24 protein-coding genes and 1 pseudogene (1 of these 25 only partly in view) are annotated in these 17,202 nt (G+C 36.3%); 15 read left to right on the top strand and 10 right to left on the bottom strand.

The features are described from left to right. Positions 1 to 52: 52 nt before the first annotated feature. Entirely contained in the window at positions 53 to 1,120 is a 1,068-nt protein-coding gene (locus QFZ28_RS14750) for a sulfite oxidase (protein WP_307195328.1), read from the bottom strand. Positions 1,121 to 1,362: 242 nt separating this feature from the next. Here QFZ28_RS14750 and QFZ28_RS14745 point away from each other — a divergent pair, with 242 nt between their 5' ends. The 7 genes from QFZ28_RS14745 to QFZ28_RS14715 all read left to right on the top strand — a co-directional run bounded on the left by QFZ28_RS14745 (position 1,363) and on the right by QFZ28_RS14715 (position 5,961). Next, on the top strand, positions 1,363 to 1,788 hold the full coding sequence (locus tag QFZ28_RS14745) for a DMT family transporter (RefSeq protein ID WP_307195327.1): 426 nt from the start codon (positions 1,363 to 1,365) through the stop codon (positions 1,786 to 1,788). Positions 1,789 to 1,821: 33 nt separating this feature from the next. Then, positions 1,822 to 2,520: a Crp/Fnr family transcriptional regulator gene (locus QFZ28_RS14740; RefSeq protein WP_307195326.1), complete on the top strand. Its 699-nt coding sequence runs from the start codon at positions 1,822 to 1,824 to the stop codon at positions 2,518 to 2,520. Positions 2,521 to 2,622: 102 nt separating this feature from the next. Continuing rightward, a complete protein-coding gene (locus QFZ28_RS14735) occupies positions 2,623 to 3,111 on the top strand; it encodes a DMT family transporter (protein WP_307195325.1) in 489 nt (162 codons plus the stop codon). A gap of 290 nt (positions 3,112 to 3,401) precedes the next feature. Further along, complete coding sequence (locus QFZ28_RS14730; protein WP_307195324.1) at positions 3,402 to 4,142, top strand: TerC family protein; 741 nt, start codon at positions 3,402 to 3,404, stop codon at positions 4,140 to 4,142. 335 nt (positions 4,143 to 4,477) lie between these two features. Then, positions 4,478 to 4,618: a sporulation histidine kinase inhibitor Sda gene (locus QFZ28_RS14725; RefSeq protein WP_307195323.1), complete on the top strand. Its 141-nt coding sequence runs from the start codon at positions 4,478 to 4,480 to the stop codon at positions 4,616 to 4,618. Positions 4,619 to 4,906: 288 nt separating this feature from the next. After that, on the top strand, positions 4,907 to 5,395 hold the full coding sequence (locus tag QFZ28_RS14720) for a GNAT family N-acetyltransferase (protein WP_307195322.1): 489 nt from the start codon (positions 4,907 to 4,909) through the stop codon (positions 5,393 to 5,395). A 143-nt stretch (positions 5,396 to 5,538) separates the two neighbouring features. Then, a complete protein-coding gene (locus tag QFZ28_RS14715; RefSeq protein WP_307195321.1) occupies positions 5,539 to 5,961 on the top strand; it encodes a DUF1801 domain-containing protein in 423 nt (140 codons plus the stop codon). Between the two features lie 61 nt (positions 5,962 to 6,022). On the opposite strand, the gene QFZ28_RS14710 is transcribed toward QFZ28_RS14715, so the two are convergent. Continuing rightward, the gene (locus QFZ28_RS14710) at positions 6,023 to 6,859 is read right to left on the bottom strand and encodes an RMD1 family protein (RefSeq protein WP_307195320.1); all 837 of its coding nucleotides are present in this window, start codon (positions 6,857 to 6,859) and stop codon (positions 6,023 to 6,025) included. A 211-nt stretch (positions 6,860 to 7,070) separates the two neighbouring features. Between QFZ28_RS14710 and QFZ28_RS14705 the strand changes: the two genes are divergently transcribed. Next, positions 7,071 to 7,205 carry a hypothetical protein gene (locus QFZ28_RS14705; protein ID WP_307195319.1) on the top strand — a complete coding sequence of 45 codons (135 nt, stop codon included), beginning with the start codon at positions 7,071 to 7,073 and terminating at the stop codon, positions 7,203 to 7,205. 37 nt (positions 7,206 to 7,242) lie between these two features. Here QFZ28_RS14705 and QFZ28_RS29795 read toward each other — a convergent pair whose 3' ends face one another. Continuing rightward, positions 7,243 to 7,956, bottom strand: coding sequence for a cell wall hydrolase (locus QFZ28_RS29795; protein ID WP_373428075.1), 714 nt, complete (start codon positions 7,954 to 7,956; stop codon positions 7,243 to 7,245). 305 nt (positions 7,957 to 8,261) lie between these two features. Here QFZ28_RS29795 and QFZ28_RS14695 point away from each other — a divergent pair, with 305 nt between their 5' ends. Continuing rightward, a complete protein-coding gene (locus tag QFZ28_RS14695; protein ID WP_307195318.1) occupies positions 8,262 to 9,461 on the top strand; it encodes an MFS transporter in 1,200 nt (399 codons plus the stop codon). A gap of 8 nt (positions 9,462 to 9,469) precedes the next feature. Here QFZ28_RS14695 and QFZ28_RS14690 read toward each other — a convergent pair whose 3' ends face one another. From QFZ28_RS14690 to QFZ28_RS14680, 3 genes are all read right to left on the bottom strand, one after another. Beyond that, a complete protein-coding gene (locus tag QFZ28_RS14690; protein WP_307195317.1) occupies positions 9,470 to 9,940 on the bottom strand; it encodes a divergent PAP2 family protein in 471 nt (156 codons plus the stop codon). 225 nt (positions 9,941 to 10,165) lie between these two features. Then, a complete protein-coding gene (locus tag QFZ28_RS14685) occupies positions 10,166 to 10,423 on the bottom strand; it encodes an HPr family phosphocarrier protein (protein ID WP_307195316.1) in 258 nt (85 codons plus the stop codon). Positions 10,424 to 10,620: 197 nt separating this feature from the next. Beyond that, on the bottom strand, positions 10,621 to 10,863 hold the full coding sequence (locus QFZ28_RS14680) for a glutaredoxin family protein (RefSeq protein WP_307195315.1): 243 nt from the start codon (positions 10,861 to 10,863) through the stop codon (positions 10,621 to 10,623). Between the two features lie 227 nt (positions 10,864 to 11,090). Between QFZ28_RS14680 and QFZ28_RS14675 the strand changes: the two genes are divergently transcribed. Next, positions 11,091 to 11,813: a TerC family protein gene (locus QFZ28_RS14675; RefSeq protein ID WP_307195314.1), complete on the top strand. Its 723-nt coding sequence runs from the start codon at positions 11,091 to 11,093 to the stop codon at positions 11,811 to 11,813. 79 nt (positions 11,814 to 11,892) lie between these two features. Here the strand turns inward: QFZ28_RS14675 and QFZ28_RS14670 are convergent, their stop codons facing one another. After that, the gene (locus QFZ28_RS14670; RefSeq protein ID WP_307195313.1) at positions 11,893 to 12,666 is read right to left on the bottom strand and encodes a class I SAM-dependent methyltransferase; all 774 of its coding nucleotides are present in this window, start codon (positions 12,664 to 12,666) and stop codon (positions 11,893 to 11,895) included. A gap of 167 nt (positions 12,667 to 12,833) precedes the next feature. On the opposite strand from QFZ28_RS14670, the gene QFZ28_RS14665 reads away from it, so the two are divergent. After that, positions 12,834 to 13,712: a proline iminopeptidase-family hydrolase gene (locus tag QFZ28_RS14665; RefSeq protein ID WP_307195312.1), complete on the top strand. Its 879-nt coding sequence runs from the start codon at positions 12,834 to 12,836 to the stop codon at positions 13,710 to 13,712. 50 nt (positions 13,713 to 13,762) lie between these two features. Here the strand turns inward: QFZ28_RS14665 and QFZ28_RS14660 are convergent, their stop codons facing one another. Further along, a complete protein-coding gene (locus QFZ28_RS14660) occupies positions 13,763 to 14,089 on the bottom strand; it encodes a spore coat protein (protein ID WP_307195311.1) in 327 nt (108 codons plus the stop codon). Beyond that, positions 14,086 to 14,295 carry a DUF892 family protein gene (locus QFZ28_RS14655; protein ID WP_307195310.1) on the bottom strand — a complete coding sequence of 70 codons (210 nt, stop codon included), beginning with the start codon at positions 14,293 to 14,295 and terminating at the stop codon, positions 14,086 to 14,088. Before QFZ28_RS14655 ends, QFZ28_RS14660 begins: the two co-directional genes overlap by 4 nt. 161 nt (positions 14,296 to 14,456) lie before the next feature. Here QFZ28_RS14655 and QFZ28_RS14650 point away from each other — a divergent pair. Next, positions 14,457 to 14,612 (top strand): annotated as a pseudogene (locus tag QFZ28_RS14650) (NAD(P)H-dependent oxidoreductase); the annotation flags it as partial. 284 nt (positions 14,613 to 14,896) lie between these two features. On the opposite strand, the gene QFZ28_RS14645 reads toward QFZ28_RS14650, so the two are convergent. Further along, positions 14,897 to 15,340: a hypothetical protein gene (locus QFZ28_RS14645; RefSeq protein ID WP_307195309.1), complete on the bottom strand. Its 444-nt coding sequence runs from the start codon at positions 15,338 to 15,340 to the stop codon at positions 14,897 to 14,899. Between the two features lie 540 nt (positions 15,341 to 15,880). On the opposite strand from QFZ28_RS14645, the gene QFZ28_RS14640 reads away from it, so the two are divergent. The 3 genes in view from QFZ28_RS14640 to crcB (QFZ28_RS14630) are tightly spaced (at most 58 nt apart) and all read left to right on the top strand, a layout consistent with a single transcriptional unit that may run on beyond the window. Beyond that, positions 15,881 to 16,699, top strand: a complete 819-nt coding sequence (locus QFZ28_RS14640; protein ID WP_307195308.1) for a hypothetical protein — start codon at positions 15,881 to 15,883, stop codon at positions 16,697 to 16,699. A gap of 58 nt (positions 16,700 to 16,757) precedes the next feature. Continuing rightward, positions 16,758 to 17,144, top strand: a complete 387-nt coding sequence (gene crcB, locus QFZ28_RS14635) for a fluoride efflux transporter CrcB (RefSeq protein WP_307195307.1) — start codon at positions 16,758 to 16,760, stop codon at positions 17,142 to 17,144. After that, positions 17,141 to 17,202, top strand: the 5' portion of a protein-coding gene (gene crcB / locus QFZ28_RS14630; protein ID WP_307195306.1) for a fluoride efflux transporter CrcB. It continues 292 nt past the right edge of the window; only the first 62 of its 354 coding nucleotides appear in the window; it begins with the start codon at positions 17,141 to 17,143; its stop codon lies beyond the right edge, outside the window. Before crcB (QFZ28_RS14635) ends, crcB (QFZ28_RS14630) begins: the two co-directional genes overlap by 4 nt.

The following is a 17,202-nucleotide window of genomic DNA, read 5'->3' as shown; positions in this document are numbered from 1 at the left end:
GAGAGAGAGAATATGTAAAGTAGAGCAGGGGTTAATTTCCTGCTCTACTTTACTATTCAACCTTTACTTTAACTTGATCGATAGCATTATATCCATACCCATTTCTATTCCAATATGGTTTGGTGGACTGAGTTTGACCAAAAGAATCTGATGCTTTTGACATAACGGTAAACATACCTTTTTCAACTGGATTCCATTCATAAGACCAAGGAACCCATTTGTAGCCTGATTTTGAATCACCTACCTGTGCCTCGGACCATGTGTGTCCACTGTCAGTACTGATTTCTACCTTTGTTATGATGCCTTTACCTGTCCAGGCCATGCCCCTTATAACATTTTTACCTTTATTTAACCTAGCCATATCTAACGGTCTTTGAATCGTTGAGTTTACATTCATGGTAGTAACAGGATGAGCACCTTCGTCATTTTCCTGATTTGGATAATACATATAGTCAATGTTCTGAAAAGGCCCAGTAAAATGAGCAGCAATTACACTTATTTGCTTAATCCATTTGACAGACGCCATACCATACCATTGTGGTACGATTAATCTGAACGGAAATCCGTGTTTAAAAGATAATGGCTGGTTATTAAATTCATAAGCAATAATCGTATCAGGATGTAAGGCCTTTTCTAACGGTAAACTCCTAGTATAAGAGAACACCTTGTCTATGTCCGTTCTTTTTCCAAAATCATATCCTTCCACGACGACTTCTTTTGCCCCTTCCATAATTCCTGAATATCCGAGCAGGGTACGCAAAGGAACGCCTTTCCAAATGCCTTGGCTAATTGCACCTTTTCCCCATTGTTCGCCAAACACTTTTGGTTCAAATAGGCTGCGTTTATTTCCGGAACACTCAAGAACAACTTCTAAGGTTTTCGAGGGCAGCTGAAGGATATTTTGCATGGAAAGCAGTAAGGGGGTAGTAACCAACCCATTTATGGGGAGAAAATAGTTTGAATAGGTCAGCTTTGGATAAGTAAAGTGGTTGCGTCTATAGAATAAATTGTTAGAGATAAAATCATTCTCGATAAACTGTATAGGTGTTTCCTGATTCTCAGGCTTTAACCTGCGTGTTATTAAATAAGGCTTTACAACAGGATGTTTTGGAGCGGACATAATTTCCTCCTTTTCAGAATCCGTCAGTATTAATGTATGTATTATTTTTCGAATTAGGCTACATTACGTGCCAGAAGACAGTAAAGAAGGGCTGAATTTCTATTGAACGGCTTAATTTATCAAAGGAATTTTTTTGTAAGATGAGCTTCATTTTAATATTTGAGGACATATGTCCTATCCGAGAACTCTAGATTTATCATTTAATTAAATTATAAATCTAGATAAATTGGAGAGAAGAGAAAATGAAAGGGAGTTTATTTGCATTTTTAGGCGGTGCATTTATTACGCTTCAGGGTGTTGCAAATACCCGGATTAGTCAAGATATTGGCACGTGGCAGACCGCAACCATTACGCAATTTACAGGATTTCTTGTAAGTTTGCTGGTCATGATATTTGTAAGAGATAAGAAATGGAGAAGGTTAAAGAATGTAGAACCACTATACTTGACTAGTGGTGCGTTTGCAGCAATTATTATCTTTAGTAATGTGGCATCCATAGAATACGTAGGGGTTACCCTTTCCATTTCTGTCCTATTAATAGCACAGTTAAGTTTGACCTTTTTAATTGATAGCAAGGGCTGGTTTGGTATTCCGAAACAGAAGATGAGGTTACCTCAGTTTGTAGGAATTGCGATGATGATCGTGGGTGTTATCATATTACGGTTTTGATGTGAAGAATTGGTCCGTGCTGGAGGTGGAATCATGAAAGAAATAAAAGATCATCAGTTAGTGCAGTCCTATTTGCAGGCTAAACATCTAGAATCCATATTTAATGAAGCAATCATGCCCTATTTGTCTCTATATCATTTCGAGCAAGGAGAACTTATCTTATCCCAAGGTGAACCATCCAAGTATTTGTATGTCCTGGTAAAAGGGAAAATAAAAATCTACACCACTTCAGCCGAAGGAAAAACACTCATTTTATCTTTTAAATCACCGATTGAAGTGATAGGTGATATTGAATATGTGCAGGAGATCGATACCATTAATACGGTGGAGGCTGTTTCAACGGTCTATATGATCGGTGTGCAGCATACTATGCTGAAAAAATTCACAAAAGATTTTTCGCCATTTCTGCAATTTATTTTAAAAATAATTACCGAAAAGTTTTATTTGAAGAATAATTCGATGAGTTTCAATTTAATGTATCCGGTTGAGGTTCGTTTAGCCAGTTATTTATTGTCGGTTACCCAAGATGAAAATGAATCATTATTTACTGGGCAGCTAAGTACCACTAGTTTGACAGATACTGCAAATCTTATCGGCACCAGTTATCGCCACCTAAATCGGGTTATACGGCAGTTTTGTTCCGATGGACTAGTTGAGCGCGCTAAAGGATCGATTCTTATTAAGGATAGAGAAGCCTTAAAAACCTTAGCTGGAGGGAATATTTACGAGTAAATTAGATGGGGGAATGATAACGAACGTTCCCTATAACAAAAGTTGCAACTTGCAGCCTTTCATGAGTTTCTATTAAATATTACACATTGGAGTGTATCAGAAATGATTCTAGGAATTTTATTTGCGATACTGGCAGGAGCTTTAGTCAGTCTGCAAAATATATTCAATAGTAAAGTCGGGGAACACGCTGGTTCATGGACAACAACTACCTTAGTATTAGGTTTAGGATTTGTTGCTTCATTTACTATCGGTTTTCTGTTCGAAGGCCAACAACTTTTTCAATTACAAAATATGAAGATATGGTACTGGTTTAGTGGATTAATAGGAATTGGAGTAGTAACCTGTGTCGTGCAAGGTATAAAGTTGCTTGGTCCAACCTATGCGATTTCAATTTTACTTACATCACAGCTGGGAATTGCACTATTGTGGGATACATTTGGCTGGATGGGAATTGAAAAGGTACCTTTTACCCTTCAACAATTAATAGGTGTATTAGTAATTATTGTTGGCATTCTCATTTTTAAAATGAGCGGTGAACCTAAGCCAGCTAAAGTCACTAATCGCTTAAAAAGTGTCCATGCAGAAAAGTAAACATGAGTTTTTCAAAATATGTTTTGCACCTAACTTAAACTGAATATATTTATAACACCTGTGTCTCAGGGGTTTTTCTTTTACAGAGTTATTCAAGTACTCTAACCATACCAGAGTAAATTTAAATTTTCATGATTATTTTAACTATAAATGGGGTATATCATCTATAACAATATTATACTAAACTATTAATGGAAATTTTTATGAAGCAAATCATGCAAAATAGTATTAAATGGGTATAAACATAATTTATACTATTATCATGTTGCTATCATACGCAGGGGGTTAAAATGGAACTTTCTTTGTTATTAGAATATGGATGGGTTTTACTTATTTTGATTTTGTTAGAGGGCTTATTATCTGCGGATAATGCGTTGGTACTAGCAATCATGGCGAAGCATTTGCCTGAAGTTCAGCAAAAAAAGGCGATCAATATCGGTTTAATGCTAGCCTTCATTTTTAGGATTGGTGCTATCTTTATTATTTCGTTTTTGTTTCATGTTTGGTGGATTCAAGCCATTGGAGCAGCGTATTTAATCTTCATTGCATTAAAACATTTGCTTAAAAAGGGCCATGGCAATAGAGATAAATCAGGAAAAAGCTACCGAGCTACTGTAGCTCAAATCGCATTAGCTGATATCGCCTTCGCTGTTGATTCGATTTTAGCTGCAGTCGCTCTTGTCATTGCATTGCCAGGTACGCCAATGGGCGAAATCGGTGGAATGGATGGCGCACAATTCATTGTAATATTAATCGGTGCAATCGCTGGATTAATTGTGATTCGCTTTGCAGCAGGATTCTTTGTTAAAATCCTGACACAACGCCCGACTCTTGAAACAGCAGCGATGTTACTCGTTGGCTGGGTTGGGGTTAAGTTGTTAATGCATACTCTTGCACATCCGGCTTTACACGTTATTCCTCATGATTTTGTTGAAGGACCAATTTGGAATACCATCTTTTGGTCTGTTATGCTTCTCATTGCTTTGGGTGGCTGGTTCCTATCGGGGAAGAAAACAGAACAATCTACGTAAGGAACATCATCATAAAGAAATGGCTTGGAATCATATCAAGCCATTTTTTTACATTTGTCGCGATCCTTTAAAAAGGCCGTTCAAGAACGACCGAAAGAATGGTCTACTGGTTTAATGGATTACTATACTAACCAAGGCTACGGGAAACTGTAAGCTTATAATGTTATGAATCCGAGTGCGCTGCGAACTCCATTTTCCAACTAGGTATAATACCCTAGTGTACCCTTTTCGCTGGAAATAATTAGCATGGTTTGTTACTTGGAATAAAAATATAATGAAAGTAGGTGAAGGGACAGAATGCCATTCGCTTTGAGGAGTAGGATATGTTTTCAAGCATGAGCAACAAAGTTTTAATAGACACATATTTTAATGCTGTAAAGCTAAAGTTAGACGAAGACTTTATAAAATTGTTAGAAGAAGAAATTGATCGAAGAGGGATACAATTTGATATGGTAGATAGAATGGTCTATCCATAGCTTTTACTAAGATATTTTGAACCTTCTTCCACCAGTAATAAAATGTAATAAGAACAGTAGCGAATGGCTTCTTGTTCTTCACTTCTTCCATAAAAAATATTGCCTATTAAATAATCAGATTACTAATACGTTTTAAAAAGTTAGGTCTCAAGCCTAGCTTTTTCTTATAGTTATTCTTAATAAGTTGTTATTGCCCCTTATATCTCATTCCATAGTTTTGTATAATTTTATATTATAAGAATGTTTAAATTTGAACACGAATGATACTTTGGAAAATGGAGTGTTAAAATGTTAACCATACGTAACGTGACGATGAATGATTTACCTGACCTTTTAATCATTGAACACATTTGCTTCCCTATAGAAGAAGCAGCTACGGAAAATGCGTTTAAACAGCGTATTCAATTAATTCCAGATAGTTTTTTTGTGGCAGAAGAGTGTGGCGTGATTGTGGGTTTAGTGAATGGACCAGTGATTGAAAAGGAATTTATTACAGATGATTTATTTGAGGAGATTAAGCCAAATCCTAAATCAGGTGGTCATCAAACCGTTTTAGGAGTAGCGGTGACACCTCATTTCCAAACCCGAGGAGTAGCAACAGCGTTACTTACACATCTTGAAAAAGAGGCATTATCAAAAAATCGCGAAAGTATTACACTTACCTGTAAAGAGGACTTAATACGTTTTTATGAAAACTTGGGATACAAAAATAGAGGTGTTTCAAAATCGGAGCATGGCGGTGTACTATGGTACAATATGAATAAAAAATTGTCATAGAGCCTTTAAAAAAATATATTTGTATGAACCTGAGCCTAAAAACTTAGGTTCTTTTTTAGGCCTTTTCTATGCGTCTCTTCTAGTGGAGAATTATGGTAGAATGGGCAGTAATATGAATATTTTTAACGAAGGGAGCAAAACCAATGTACGAATTAAAAACGAAGGAAACAGACAATAGTGTAATTGAGTTCATTGAACAAGTCGATAGCCCTAAAAAACGTGAAGATGCATACAAATTATTAGATCTCTTCACTGAAACTACTGGTTTTGAAGCAAAAATGTGGGGACCAAGTATTATCGGTTTTGGATCCTACCATTACAAATATGAATCCGGTCACGAAGGGGACGCTCCTCTCGTTGGCTTTTCTCCAAGAAAAGCAAAAATTAGCTTGTACTTTGCACCTGGTGAAACAAAGCGGGGAGAATTATTAAAACAGTTTGGAAAACTCACAACAGGGAAAGCGTGTGTGTACATTAATAAAGTAGCAGATATTGATGTTGAGGTATTAAAATCATTAATTAATGAATCTGTATCCTTTTTGCAAGAAATGTATCCAGCTAAATAATACCAGTGAGCCCCTTTTTATCAATCAAATTGATTGTGAAAAGGGGCTCTGTTTTATACAGTTATGGAAGCAATCCCGCTATACCTAGTAGGGATAAAACAATTTCAAAAAGGATGAGTATCACAATGATCCATTCAACAAATAGTCCGCGAATCGAGTGACTGATGGTCGAAAATCCATCCATGATGTTATAAAGTATTTCTGTTTTACTTTTTAAGATTTTATAGCGATCATTCAGTTCGAAAAACTCGAGCATTTTATCGTAAAATTCCCCCGCTGTACTGCTTGTCCAAGTGATGTCAGGCTTATCCAGAATCATAATATAAGCTAAGGTATTGTACTCGTGACGAACGATTTTTGCAGTCGTTCTCGCTAGTTCCTTATTTCCGATTCGCAGTTTGCCTTTCTCTAGCCGATCTATCATTGTTTCTAGTTTATCATTAATTTGCCCCAGCTGTTCCTCTGTTTTTTCCAAAGCAACTGACTTTGCCAATACGGTAGAAATCAACTCAGGATAGTAGCTTTCATATTCAGGAACGACCACATATTCATCTGTTAACTCAATGCTTTCGGTTTCTTTTATATGCAAACTGTAATCATCGCTGTATCGGTCTGCGTTTTTAACCTCAATGTCTGGCTCGAAGGAGTGGAGGTAGTTCAATAAAGCAGTTATCTCATTCGGAGTTGAGTGATTAATGAAGACAATGCTGCCGAAGGAAAATACTAGAACCATTTGTGATTCGTCCACATCTTTATAGAGAATTGATTTTAATATTTCACCCCTTAAAATTAATGGCTCTTCCCAGGTGAATTTCTTCGGAATTCCGCAATGAACGGCGATTTTGTTCAGGTCAATTTCATTGGTTATGGCAAAAGCTTTAAAGGTTAAATCTCTCATATTCACCACTCATCTCAGGTATTTTTATTACTTATCTATACTAGTATATGAACGGTTTAGGTAAAATAATGAAGGATAAATGGAAAGAATACAGAATTAATTATTATGTACTAGTAAATAAAGCCTGAAATGTTGCGGAGGCATTAAAAAAAACCGAATGTAATACTTTCTCCTTTATGGTGAATACTAAAAATAAAAAGGAGAGATCAGTATGGACAATGAAAAGGACTATGTAGCTGCTGACTTATCATCAAATTTAGTAAATGAAATCAAATCACTGGAAGAAAAATTAAGCGAACAAGCCAATAAAGAAGTTGTAGTTATTGCTTATGAAAAAGAAGAATAAAACAGCAAAAAAGAGCCGTTAACTACGGCTCTTGCTTTTATTTTGCAAATACATGATTTCCAACTGTCTTTACTACTTCACGAGTCGTAATCCAAGAATCAGTTGCAATTTCTGGATTATAAAAATATACGCTGTCATTTAAACGATCTTGTCGTGTTAAAGCTTCCTCAACTGCGCGAATTGCTTCATCTGATGCCGGATTATTAATTTCACCATTTTGCACTGGCGAAAAGGCATAAGCGGTACCAACTACTTCATTAATAACTTCCGTTACTGTATTTGGAAATTCTGGAGAATCAACTCGGTTTAAAACAACCGTTGCCACCGCAACTTTTCCTTCATATGATTCACCTTTAGCTTCTGCCTCTACTAACCTCGCAAATAAGTCTTTCTCTTCATTTGAAATAGAAACGGCTTGTGGAGCTGGCTCAGGTGCTGCTTCTTGAGTGACCATTTCTGGTTCCGCTGCCTGAGGCTCCGTATCAGCTGGTACTTCAACCTCCATTTCGGGAGATTGTTCTTCTACTAAATCAGGTTTATTAAGAATGAATTCTTTTTTGTCATCATATTGATTATTTTCTTGTTCCATTTCATCCATGATCGGACCATATGCTTGTCCAATTTCAGCCAAGCTGTCTACATTTACAATTTGATATTGCGTAATCGCTTCAACTGTACTGTTGTGTATCCCGATAAATGCAAATGTAGCTACACAAGCTACCGCAACTTTTTTAAAATAAGTGTTTTTCATGTGTGCTACCTCCTGATGTTTTCTATATATAACACTAACATGGGTATACACACTATATACAGAACGATAAGGTTACATTTCATTATGGTTTGATGAACAACATTGCAGCAGCGATGGGAATATGACATTATACCTATGATTTTGTCATAAACGAACCAATTTTACGGAATAGAGGAATATTTTGTACGAGAAAGGGAGGAGGAAGAAAATATTTCTGTAATCTAATATTTCGGAAATGAAAATAAATGGCAATTATGCTACTATTACACTATTAAAATTATCAATGTTAATGGAGATGGATTTGCGTGCTTATTTGGAAACGTAATTTGTGGGTACTATGGATAGGAGTTTTTTTCGTTTCAGCAAGTTTTTCCATGGTCATCCCATTTTTGCCTATTTTCCTGCTTCAGATTGGTGTGCATGATCACACGGAAGTTTGGGCTGGTTTGTTATTTAGTGCTGCATTTTTTGCCGGGGCGATAGCTTCACCGTTTTGGGGGAGGGTCGCAGATAAATATGGAAGAAAGCCGTTGTTAATCCGAGCAGGATTTGCCTTGTTTGTTGTCTATACGTTAACGGCTTTTGTTACAAATCCGTATCAGCTATTAGGATTACGCATTATGCAGGGTTTATTAAGTGGATTCATCCCTGGCGCAATCGCCTTAGTTGGTACAAATACACCAAGTAATAAAGTAGGGTACGCTCTTTCGATGATATCCTCTGCTTCTGCCTCAGGTGGTATTGTGGGACCACTTTTAGGCGGGGGAATTGCATCATTGGTTGGGAATCGCATTGCATTTGGAAGTGCTGGAATGTTTTCGCTCATTTCGACGCTGCTTGTAATATTTTTTGTAATAGAGGAAAATTTCATTCCTAATAAAGAAAAGGGATCTATTCGGAATGATTTTAAATTGGCACTTTCAAACCGTTCATTGATGATGGTTCTTGGATTAACAAGCCTTACATCTGCTTCGATTATGACCATCGAACCAGTACTTCCATTATATATAGTAGACCTTGGCGGTTCTTCCCAGCATGCGTCATTACTAGCAGGAATTGTTTTTTCGCTTCCTGGTATCGCAAGTGTCGTTTTTGCCCCAATGTGGGGGAAATGGGCTGACAAAGTTGGTTTCCAAAAAATTCTTTTTATTGGGTTAATGGGTGGAGGAATCGGAACCATCGCTCAAATTGTTTTCAGCAATATTTGGGGATTCTCGATTACTCGATTTATTTTCGGTGTCTTTTTCTGCGCCGTATTCCCAGCGTTAAATGGACTAGTTGTAAGGTCAACCCAAAGCGATTTCCGCGGGCGGGCGTTTGGGTTACACCAAACTTCTAATCAAATTGGCGGGATGATTGGCCCGATAATCGGAGGGATCCTTGGCGGTATTTTCCCTGTACAAACTGTGTTTGTTGTAACAGGTATCTTACTTCTGGCCGCAACCGGTGTGGCTTATTGGTATGCAAATGACTTAAATCGTGAACTTAAAACAAAAGTTACATGAAAAATAATTTAAAAGGGATATAAATAGTAAGTAATGACTCCGACAATGATTCCAGTTATGGCTCCAAAAAAGACCTCTGTAGGCTGGTGACCTAATAATTCTTTTAATTTTTCTCTTGACTCCGGTTTCTTTAAATTGGGGTCTTTTAATGTTTCGATCAGACGGTTAAAATCAGCTAAGAGCGTATTCAGTATTTCCGCATGATAACCGGCATGCCTCCGAACTCCCATCGCATCATGCATAACGATCGCAGCTAATACAACGCAAATAGCAAACTCATTTGATTGGAATCCTGTCACTAACCCGATTGCTGTCGTTAATGAAACAATCATCGCAGTATGTGAACTAGGCATACCGCCAGTGCTAAACATTAATTTCCATTTTAATTCTTTAGAAGCTAGAAAATGAATCGGTACTTTTACGAATTGTGCAAAGAACATGCCCAAAAAAGCAGCTAATATAGGAAAGGATAAGAACATAATAACCTCCTGCATGATTATCTATATACTTATATTATCACTATATAACCCCTATTAATCCGGATGAAACATCCAAGAATGTGGAAGAAATTATGACAAAGTATGATTGTATAAACTAAGAGTTTGTAAATGTTAATGAATGATTATAATACCGTATGTGCATTTTTTGGATAAAACAAAGAAGTAAGAGTGGCTTTGATCACTCTTACTTTTGTGAAATGGGGTTTAAGCTAATGATTCTATTGTTTCTATTAATTGCTTCATTGCTTCCTGATCGTCGGAGCCTGATGCTTCTAAACTAATTTCTGCGTTGTTTGGTATGGCTAGTGATAAAACGCCCATTATGGATTTACAATTAACTTTATGTCCATTGTAAGTTAGGTAGATATCTGATTCGAATTGAGAAGACACCTGAACGACTTGGTTAATTGCGCGACTGTCTAAACCAGACTTTCGATTAAGCTGAATTGTCTTTAATACCATTTGAGGCAACCTCCTTAAAATTCAAGTTAAATCACACTCTTTTATGTATGAAAGATAATATTCAAATATGATTTATTTAGTCATTTAAGCTTGTCTGCACCAAAGAATACGATGTAAGATAATTGAAAAAAGAGACCAAAATCGACATATAAAAAACGGTCGCTCCAAGTCTGGAGTGTCCGTTATTGACGTTACACTTATAATCCTAAAAGTTCCGCTAATCTCTCTTGGTTAAAGCCAAAAACTACCTCTGACCCATTTTCATCCTCCACTACAGTTGCTGGTGTGGCGGATGCACCTAATTCAACAATTTCATCTAAGTATTTAGGATTTTCTCTGATATTTTTTTCTTCAAACTTAATACCATTATCCTTTAACCATAGCTTCTCAGCTGTACATGGACCACAGCTTTCTTGTGTGTATATAACTACCTTACGCATAGTACATTCCTCCTTCCTTACATTTTATTATATTTAATAAGAAAAGTCCCATTACTTTATTTCTTCATTAAATACATTTTCAAACTAAATGTATCCTCCTAAATTTTTCCTTGTCATAGTTGCTATCCATTTAAGGTTCATATAATCGTTTGCCTAACATACATATACAGTAAGTTGACAAGCAGTTACGTCAAGGAAAATTCATGAAAGGAGATAAGTGCAAGGGGATGGGATTCTTACAAGAAATCATAGCGAATTATGGTTCATTTTTATCATTAGACGCCTTGGGGGATGTTTTAACAGATCCTGCTAGTTGGGGAATCATTGGTACCTTGGTCGTTTTAGAAGGGTTATTATCGGCTGATAATGCGTTAGTACTTGCCGTATTGGTAAAGCATTTGCCCGAGAAACAACGAAAGAAAGCACTCTTTTATGGGATAATAGGAGCCTATCTATTCCGTGTTGTCGCTATTGGGGTTGGTGTTACTTTAGTTAATATTGGCTGGATCAAAATAGTAGGCGGTCACTATCTTCTATGGATTGTCCTTCAAAACTTCCTTAAGAAAAAGGATGGGGAGGAAGAGGTTCAAACGAAGACCGTAGGTTTTTGGAGTACAGTGTTAACGGTAGAGCTGATGGATATCGCCTTTAGTATTGATAGTGTCATTGCAGCTTTTGGTGTATCCAATCAGGTTTGGGTACTATTTTTAGGAGGAATCTTCGGGATCCTCATGATGAGGGGCGTAGCACAACTATTCTTAGCCCTAATTGAACGAGTTCCTGAGTTCGAAACTACTGCATTTGTCTTAATCGGCATGATTGGATTAAGAATGATTGCTGCAGCCTTTGGTTTCCAGATGGACGAAATTATCTTTTTCAGTGTGTTAATTGGAATTTTCTTTGGAACATTCCTGGTACATTTTTTAAAGGGGAAGCTGGCAACTAAATAAATGATAACACTTTTAAAATGAGAAAATGACGATCAAATTATCCTTTTGATAGTCATTTTCTTTTCAGTATCTTGGCTTGTTATTCCTTTATTCCGCGTACACGAATCCTTTTGTAATCAGCTATCCAATTACCATCTTTATATAAGATTTCTTTTAATTTATTCTCTACCTTTATAACTATATCATCTTTTTTATCTGAGGAAATCCCTTTAAACAAAAGACTGCCAAACATCTCAATCCAATTTTTCAATCCATTTTCACCTATTAATGGGGTCGGCCGATCGAAATGCTCTGCAAAAGTAACCCTAAATCCTGCTTCTTCCATTAAAGTCGTATATTCACCGATGCTTGGATAAAACCAAGGAAACTGTTCCATCTCATATTCCATTCCTGCTTGCATTATTTGCTCAATAATTTCGGTTGTTATGATTTGGACGTTTCCTTTACCACCAAATTCGGCAACAAACCTTCCGCCTGGTTTTAAACTTTGATAAATACAATTTAACGCCTCCTTCGGCTGTTTTACCCAATGAAGCGTTGCATTCGAAAATACAGCATCAAATTCTGCATGGTATCCTAGGTCTATTACATCTCGAACGAAAAACTTAATATCGGGGTACTTACTCAATGCTTGGGTAATCATTTTATGAGATTTATCCACTCCGATTACATATCCTCCAATATCATATAATTTTTTTGTTAAATCTCCAGTTCCACAACCAAGGTCAAGAATTTTCTCGCCTGCTGAAACTTCTAATGACTCTATTAGATTCGTTCCGTACATTGATACAAATGAATGGTTCTTGTCATATAAATTTGCATTCCAATTGTCCTCGGTACTTTGAATTTTCACGCTCAACTCTCCCTTTATTAAGATGTGACAATCTGAGGTATTCTTTTACTAGAGTATAATGGAAATTTTCACCATAGGATATATTTTTATGAGTTTTCTAATTATTTTTAATCAGGTAAAATAATAACGCATTACTATTATTTTTAGTTGTTTTAGGGGGAAGATTTATGCGTGAAGAGGGATACATAGAGGTTACAGGCGGGAGAGTTTGGTATCAAAGATTCAATGTAAATTCTGAAGCTACTCCAGTTATCATATTACATGGTGGTCCGGGTTCTTCAAGTTATTCATTAGAAGGATTACAAGCGCTTGAAAAAGATAGACCGGTTATTTTATACGATCAATTAGGCTGCGGGAGGTCAGACCGTCCTAGTGACACCTCTCTTTGGCAACTTGATCGTTTTGTCGAAGAATTAGCACAGGTAAGAGAAGCTTTAAAATTGGATAAAGTTCATATTTTAGGTCATTCATGGGGTACAACCCTTGCGGCCTCCTATTGTTTAACAAAACCTAGGGGTGTGAAAAGTGTTATCTTTTCAAGTCCATGTCTAAGTGCGTCGCGTTGGGAACAGGACCAGATAGAGAATCTTAAAAAGTTACCTACTGAGATTCAGGAAACAATAACTCGGTGTGAAGAAGAGGGAACAACGGATTCCAATGAGTTCAAAGCTGCTATTAAGGAATTTAACAAAGTATTTGTTTGTAGAGTACAGGAAGAACCTGATCCTGAGTGGGTTAAAAAAGGGTCAGGTTATCGAAATCCTGAGATTTACAACATTATGTGGGGTCCATCTGAATTCAGCGTAAAGGGGAATTTAAAATATTTTGATTGTACATCTCGGCTAAATGAAATCAGCTGCCCAACCTTATTTACATGTGGACGATATGATGAGGCAACACCTAAATCGACAGAATACTTTAGCAGTCTTGTGCCAAATGGGAAATTCCATGTTTACGAAAATAGTGCTCATTTGGCATATTTCGAAGAGAAAGACGAGTTTTTACAGGTAGTTGGTGACTTCTTAAAAACAAATGATTCAAAGTGAAATTAAAAATATTATTACACCCGCCTATAGCAACAGGCGGGTATTTTTCTTTATGAAGAAGTATTTTGAGACTGGTTTTGAGATTGGTTTAAATTGAGCGCAGTTTGAGCAGCTTTTAGATCGACGCCTAGTTGCTCAGAAAGATTATTCGGGTGATAATAGCCTTTATCTACCATATACTTTGAAATTTGTTCGTGTGTATCCACTGCGTCCATTAGATATTGCTTTAATGCATCTCTTACTTCTGGTGTAGAGGTTTCAGTTAAGGCGAGTGCAATATTTTTTACCCCTGTCTTTGCGGAGATTAAAAAATCGGTTGCAACGACTTGATCTGTCATTGCGCCCATGCCTGCCATATTCTGTATCATTCCATTCATGATTGTTCACCTCTGTTCGTCATAAATTCTTGAATACGTTGTACTTGACTTGTTGTTTTAGTGACATCTTGCTGCAAGATATTCTTAAGCTGCGGGTCCTGGACAAGTGCACTCATTGTCGATGATTTCGTTAAACAAAGGTTTTTAAACGTTAATAATTCATGTAATTCGTATGTCTCATGCGGTGCTAAATAATGTGTATTCACTGCGTTTCCTCCTTACGGAATTATATTTGCCACACAAAAAATAGTTTGACCCGACCCTGCAAATAAATTTGAGGGAATAAGTGGATGTTTCAGAATCAAAGGGTGGAAAATCTTGTTCTTTCTATACCTGGATTATTAATTAATCTGAAGAAAAGCTATCAATTGAATCGAGGGGATTCTTTTTGCTTGAGACAAAAACCCGAAAGCAGGAAATTATAGATGCATTTCATTTTCGCCATGCAGCCAAACGATTTAACACCGCTAAAAAAATTAATGAAGAGGACTTTCACTTCATTTTGGAAACGGGTAGATTGTCAATTTGTATAGATTCTTGTCCAATTGAAGGGTTTGATTATAATGCCGTAAACAAAATCCTCCAAAACAAGAAAGACAATGGATCAAGTTGTACAATGGGTGAAATGAATACATCCCCGTAACCTGCTTTTTTGCTTATATATTTAATTCACCGTCCTATAATTATTAATTATATTATGATTGTTAAAGTTTCAAGGAAAAATAAAAGGCTGTGGAGAGATTCTCAACAGCCTGAAATCCACGATTATGGTGGATTTTTTAAATTCAATACCTAATTTACTAGCTATTATTCCTTCATTTCATCCTGTTCTTTAGCTTCTACAACATGATCTACTGCTTCGACTTCATCATTTTCATATGAAAAATGGGAATGTTGTGAAGTGGCCTGAAATACGTCTACCTCCTGAATAATATATGGATCATAATATACAAATTCAGTTTGTAGACGGTTATCATCGAAATACTGTTTTTTTAACAAATTGTCATCGACATGAATGTCTGAAGATTCATCTTTACGGTCCTTCTTTTTTTTAAATCTCTTATCCTCACCATAGATGTCTGATGATTTATCCTTACGGTGCTTCTTTTTTTCGAACTGCTTATCCTCACCATAGATGTCTGTAGATTCATCCTTACGGTGCTTCTTTTTTTCAGACTGCTTGTCCTCAACATGGCTGCTTGAGGATTCATCCTTACGGTGCATCTTTTTATTCTTACCTTTAGGTGACATTCTTTTACACTCCTTCAATATTTTTGTTTTAATCATTTTAATGGTGTAAATTATGAAATTGATTTGAATTGTTTCACTATTCGCACCTTTAAATTGATGAGATTTCCATTACCAGGATATGCAATAGTTACTGAGATTCCTGCACTATTTGTCCAAAAGTAAATAAGAATAAGGTTAATAAAGAAAAATATGGTATAATTCGGTATTACATTATGAGTGAAATTTCCGAGGGATATAAATGGATAGTAAGACTCAATCTTTTTAATCCATCTGGAAAATTGGATTGGCAGGAGATGAGTAAAAAAGATAATCATCTACCACCTTGTTGATCGCTACATTAATTGTCTGAAGAAAAAACTATACATTGATTCGGTTTGATATCATTCAAGGACTAAGAAACATGTATGAGGTTATAAACAATAAAGAAGTAAAGGGAATCGCTTTAGAATTAATCATCAAAGAAGAGGATCGAAAATATAAAAAGAAATACGTTGCTGTATGAAAGGATGTCTAGGACCGAAGAGGAGGAAAAATGAATAGGTGAGGTTTCTTGAGTCTGTTTTAAATACTTTAATGTTAAGTCTAGTAGAATTATTTTTCCTTTTAGGGTTCTTAATTGGTGTTGGTTTTTTATTGGGCGTGTTAGAAAAATATTCGAATAAGTTTCTATATAAAGCATTGGGACCACGCGGAGTATTGGCTACCGCTTGGATAGGTACACCGGTCCACGAACTCGGTCACCTTCTTCAGTGTTTCATTTGGGGACATCGAGTTACTAAGGTAAAATTCCTTCAATTAAACAGCCCTAATGGTGTTCTTGGTTATGTGGAGCACCAGTATAATCCGAACAGTATCTATCAACAGATTGGAAACTTCTTCATTGGAATGGGACCGGTTTTCAGCGGGATTGGTGCATTGATGCTAGGGATGTACGTATTGGTACCTGATTCTTATTACAGTTTTAGTTCGTATATTGGTAACCACGTTTCTCCTGGAAGCATTGACTTAATGGTAATTGTAAGTGCAACTCTTGCTATTACGAAAAGTCTTTTTACATTAGAAAATTTACTCAATCCGTTATTTTGGCTATTTCTAGTATTTGCTGTTAGTATTTCCTCACATATATCGTTAAGTAAGGCCGACATCAGCGGTGCTTCCAGAGGGCTGCAAATGATATTTTTCGTCTTGTTTATAACAAACCTTATTGCTGGTTTCTTTGATATAGATACCTATAAATTTATTGTCAGATTAACGGAATATAATGCCTATGTATTAGCTTTTTCAAGTATTACGCTCCTTTTTTCTTTTATTACACTATTGATATCCTTTATTTTATATAAAATGAGATCGTGCCGGTGAACGTAGGGGAAAACCTATCGAAAACACATTATTTTCAATTGAAAGAAGGCTGAATGTATTGAATTTAATCTCTGTTATACTTGGAGGTTTTTTGGGAGCACTAACTAGATATGCGATAGGAGAGTGGATTCAAACGAATAATGGATTCCCTCTAGGAACCTTATTAATAAACCTCCTAGGTTGTCTTTTCCTTGGATGGTTTCTTACGTTCATCACCAACAGAAAAAACATAAAACCAGCATTAACTTTATTAATAGGAACGGGTTTTTTCGGATCATTTACAACTTTTTCAACCTTTTCTGTAGAGACAATCCTATTATTTCAAAATGGACAGGCTGCTTATGGTGTTCTATATATTTTAATCAGTATTATTTTAGGGATACTGATGGCGTACTTTGGCTTAAAATTGGCAGTGGTTAACGAGGGAAAAGGGGAATCACATTGATTTGGTTAATTGGTATAGGAGGATCATTAGGTGCAGCAAGCAGATATTTATTGGGCAA

It is taken from the genome of Neobacillus niacini, from assembly GCF_030817695.1.
GTDB classification, from domain to species: domain Bacteria; phylum Bacillota; class Bacilli; order Bacillales; family Cytobacillaceae; genus Neobacillus; species Neobacillus niacini_F.
Note: the sequence above shows the minus strand (reverse complement) of the source record. Positions and strands in the feature narration are given on the sequence as shown.

Excerpts from the sequence above, each read along its gene's own strand:
- QFZ28_RS14735 (WP_307195325.1), top strand. The coding sequence starts at position 2,623 with ATGATTCTAGGAATTTTATTTGCGATACTGGCAGGAGCTTTAGTCAGT.
- QFZ28_RS29795 (WP_373428075.1), bottom strand. The coding sequence starts at position 7,956 with ATGAAAAACACTTATTTTAAAAAAGTTGCGGTAGCTTGTGTAGCTACA.
- QFZ28_RS14710 (WP_307195320.1), bottom strand. The coding sequence starts at position 6,859 with ATGAGAGATTTAACCTTTAAAGCTTTTGCCATAACCAATGAAATTGAC.
- QFZ28_RS14660 (WP_307195311.1), bottom strand. The coding sequence starts at position 14,089 with ATGAATGGAATGATACAGAATATGGCAGGCATGGGCGCAATGACAGAT.
- QFZ28_RS14745 (WP_307195327.1), top strand. The coding sequence starts at position 1,363 with ATGAAAGGGAGTTTATTTGCATTTTTAGGCGGTGCATTTATTACGCTT.
- QFZ28_RS14730 (WP_307195324.1), top strand. The coding sequence starts at position 3,402 with ATGGAACTTTCTTTGTTATTAGAATATGGATGGGTTTTACTTATTTTG.
- QFZ28_RS14680 (WP_307195315.1), bottom strand. The coding sequence starts at position 10,863 with ATGCGTAAGGTAGTTATATACACACAAGAAAGCTGTGGTCCATGTACA.
- QFZ28_RS14645 (WP_307195309.1), bottom strand. The coding sequence starts at position 15,340 with ATGTCACCTAAAGGTAAGAATAAAAAGATGCACCGTAAGGATGAATCC.
- QFZ28_RS14715 (WP_307195321.1), top strand. The coding sequence starts at position 5,539 with ATGTACGAATTAAAAACGAAGGAAACAGACAATAGTGTAATTGAGTTC.
- QFZ28_RS14675 (WP_307195314.1), top strand. The coding sequence starts at position 11,091 with ATGGGATTCTTACAAGAAATCATAGCGAATTATGGTTCATTTTTATCA.
- QFZ28_RS14665 (WP_307195312.1), top strand. The coding sequence starts at position 12,834 with ATGCGTGAAGAGGGATACATAGAGGTTACAGGCGGGAGAGTTTGGTAT.
- QFZ28_RS14725 (WP_307195323.1), top strand. The coding sequence starts at position 4,478 with ATGAGCAACAAAGTTTTAATAGACACATATTTTAATGCTGTAAAGCTA.
- QFZ28_RS14705 (WP_307195319.1), top strand. The coding sequence starts at position 7,071 with ATGGACAATGAAAAGGACTATGTAGCTGCTGACTTATCATCAAATTTA.
- QFZ28_RS14690 (WP_307195317.1), bottom strand. The coding sequence starts at position 9,940 with ATGTTCTTATCCTTTCCTATATTAGCTGCTTTTTTGGGCATGTTCTTT.
- QFZ28_RS14740 (WP_307195326.1), top strand. The coding sequence starts at position 1,822 with ATGAAAGAAATAAAAGATCATCAGTTAGTGCAGTCCTATTTGCAGGCT.
- QFZ28_RS14750 (WP_307195328.1), bottom strand. The coding sequence starts at position 1,120 with ATGTCCGCTCCAAAACATCCTGTTGTAAAGCCTTATTTAATAACACGC.
- QFZ28_RS14685 (WP_307195316.1), bottom strand. The coding sequence starts at position 10,423 with ATGGTATTAAAGACAATTCAGCTTAATCGAAAGTCTGGTTTAGACAGT.
- QFZ28_RS14720 (WP_307195322.1), top strand. The coding sequence starts at position 4,907 with ATGTTAACCATACGTAACGTGACGATGAATGATTTACCTGACCTTTTA.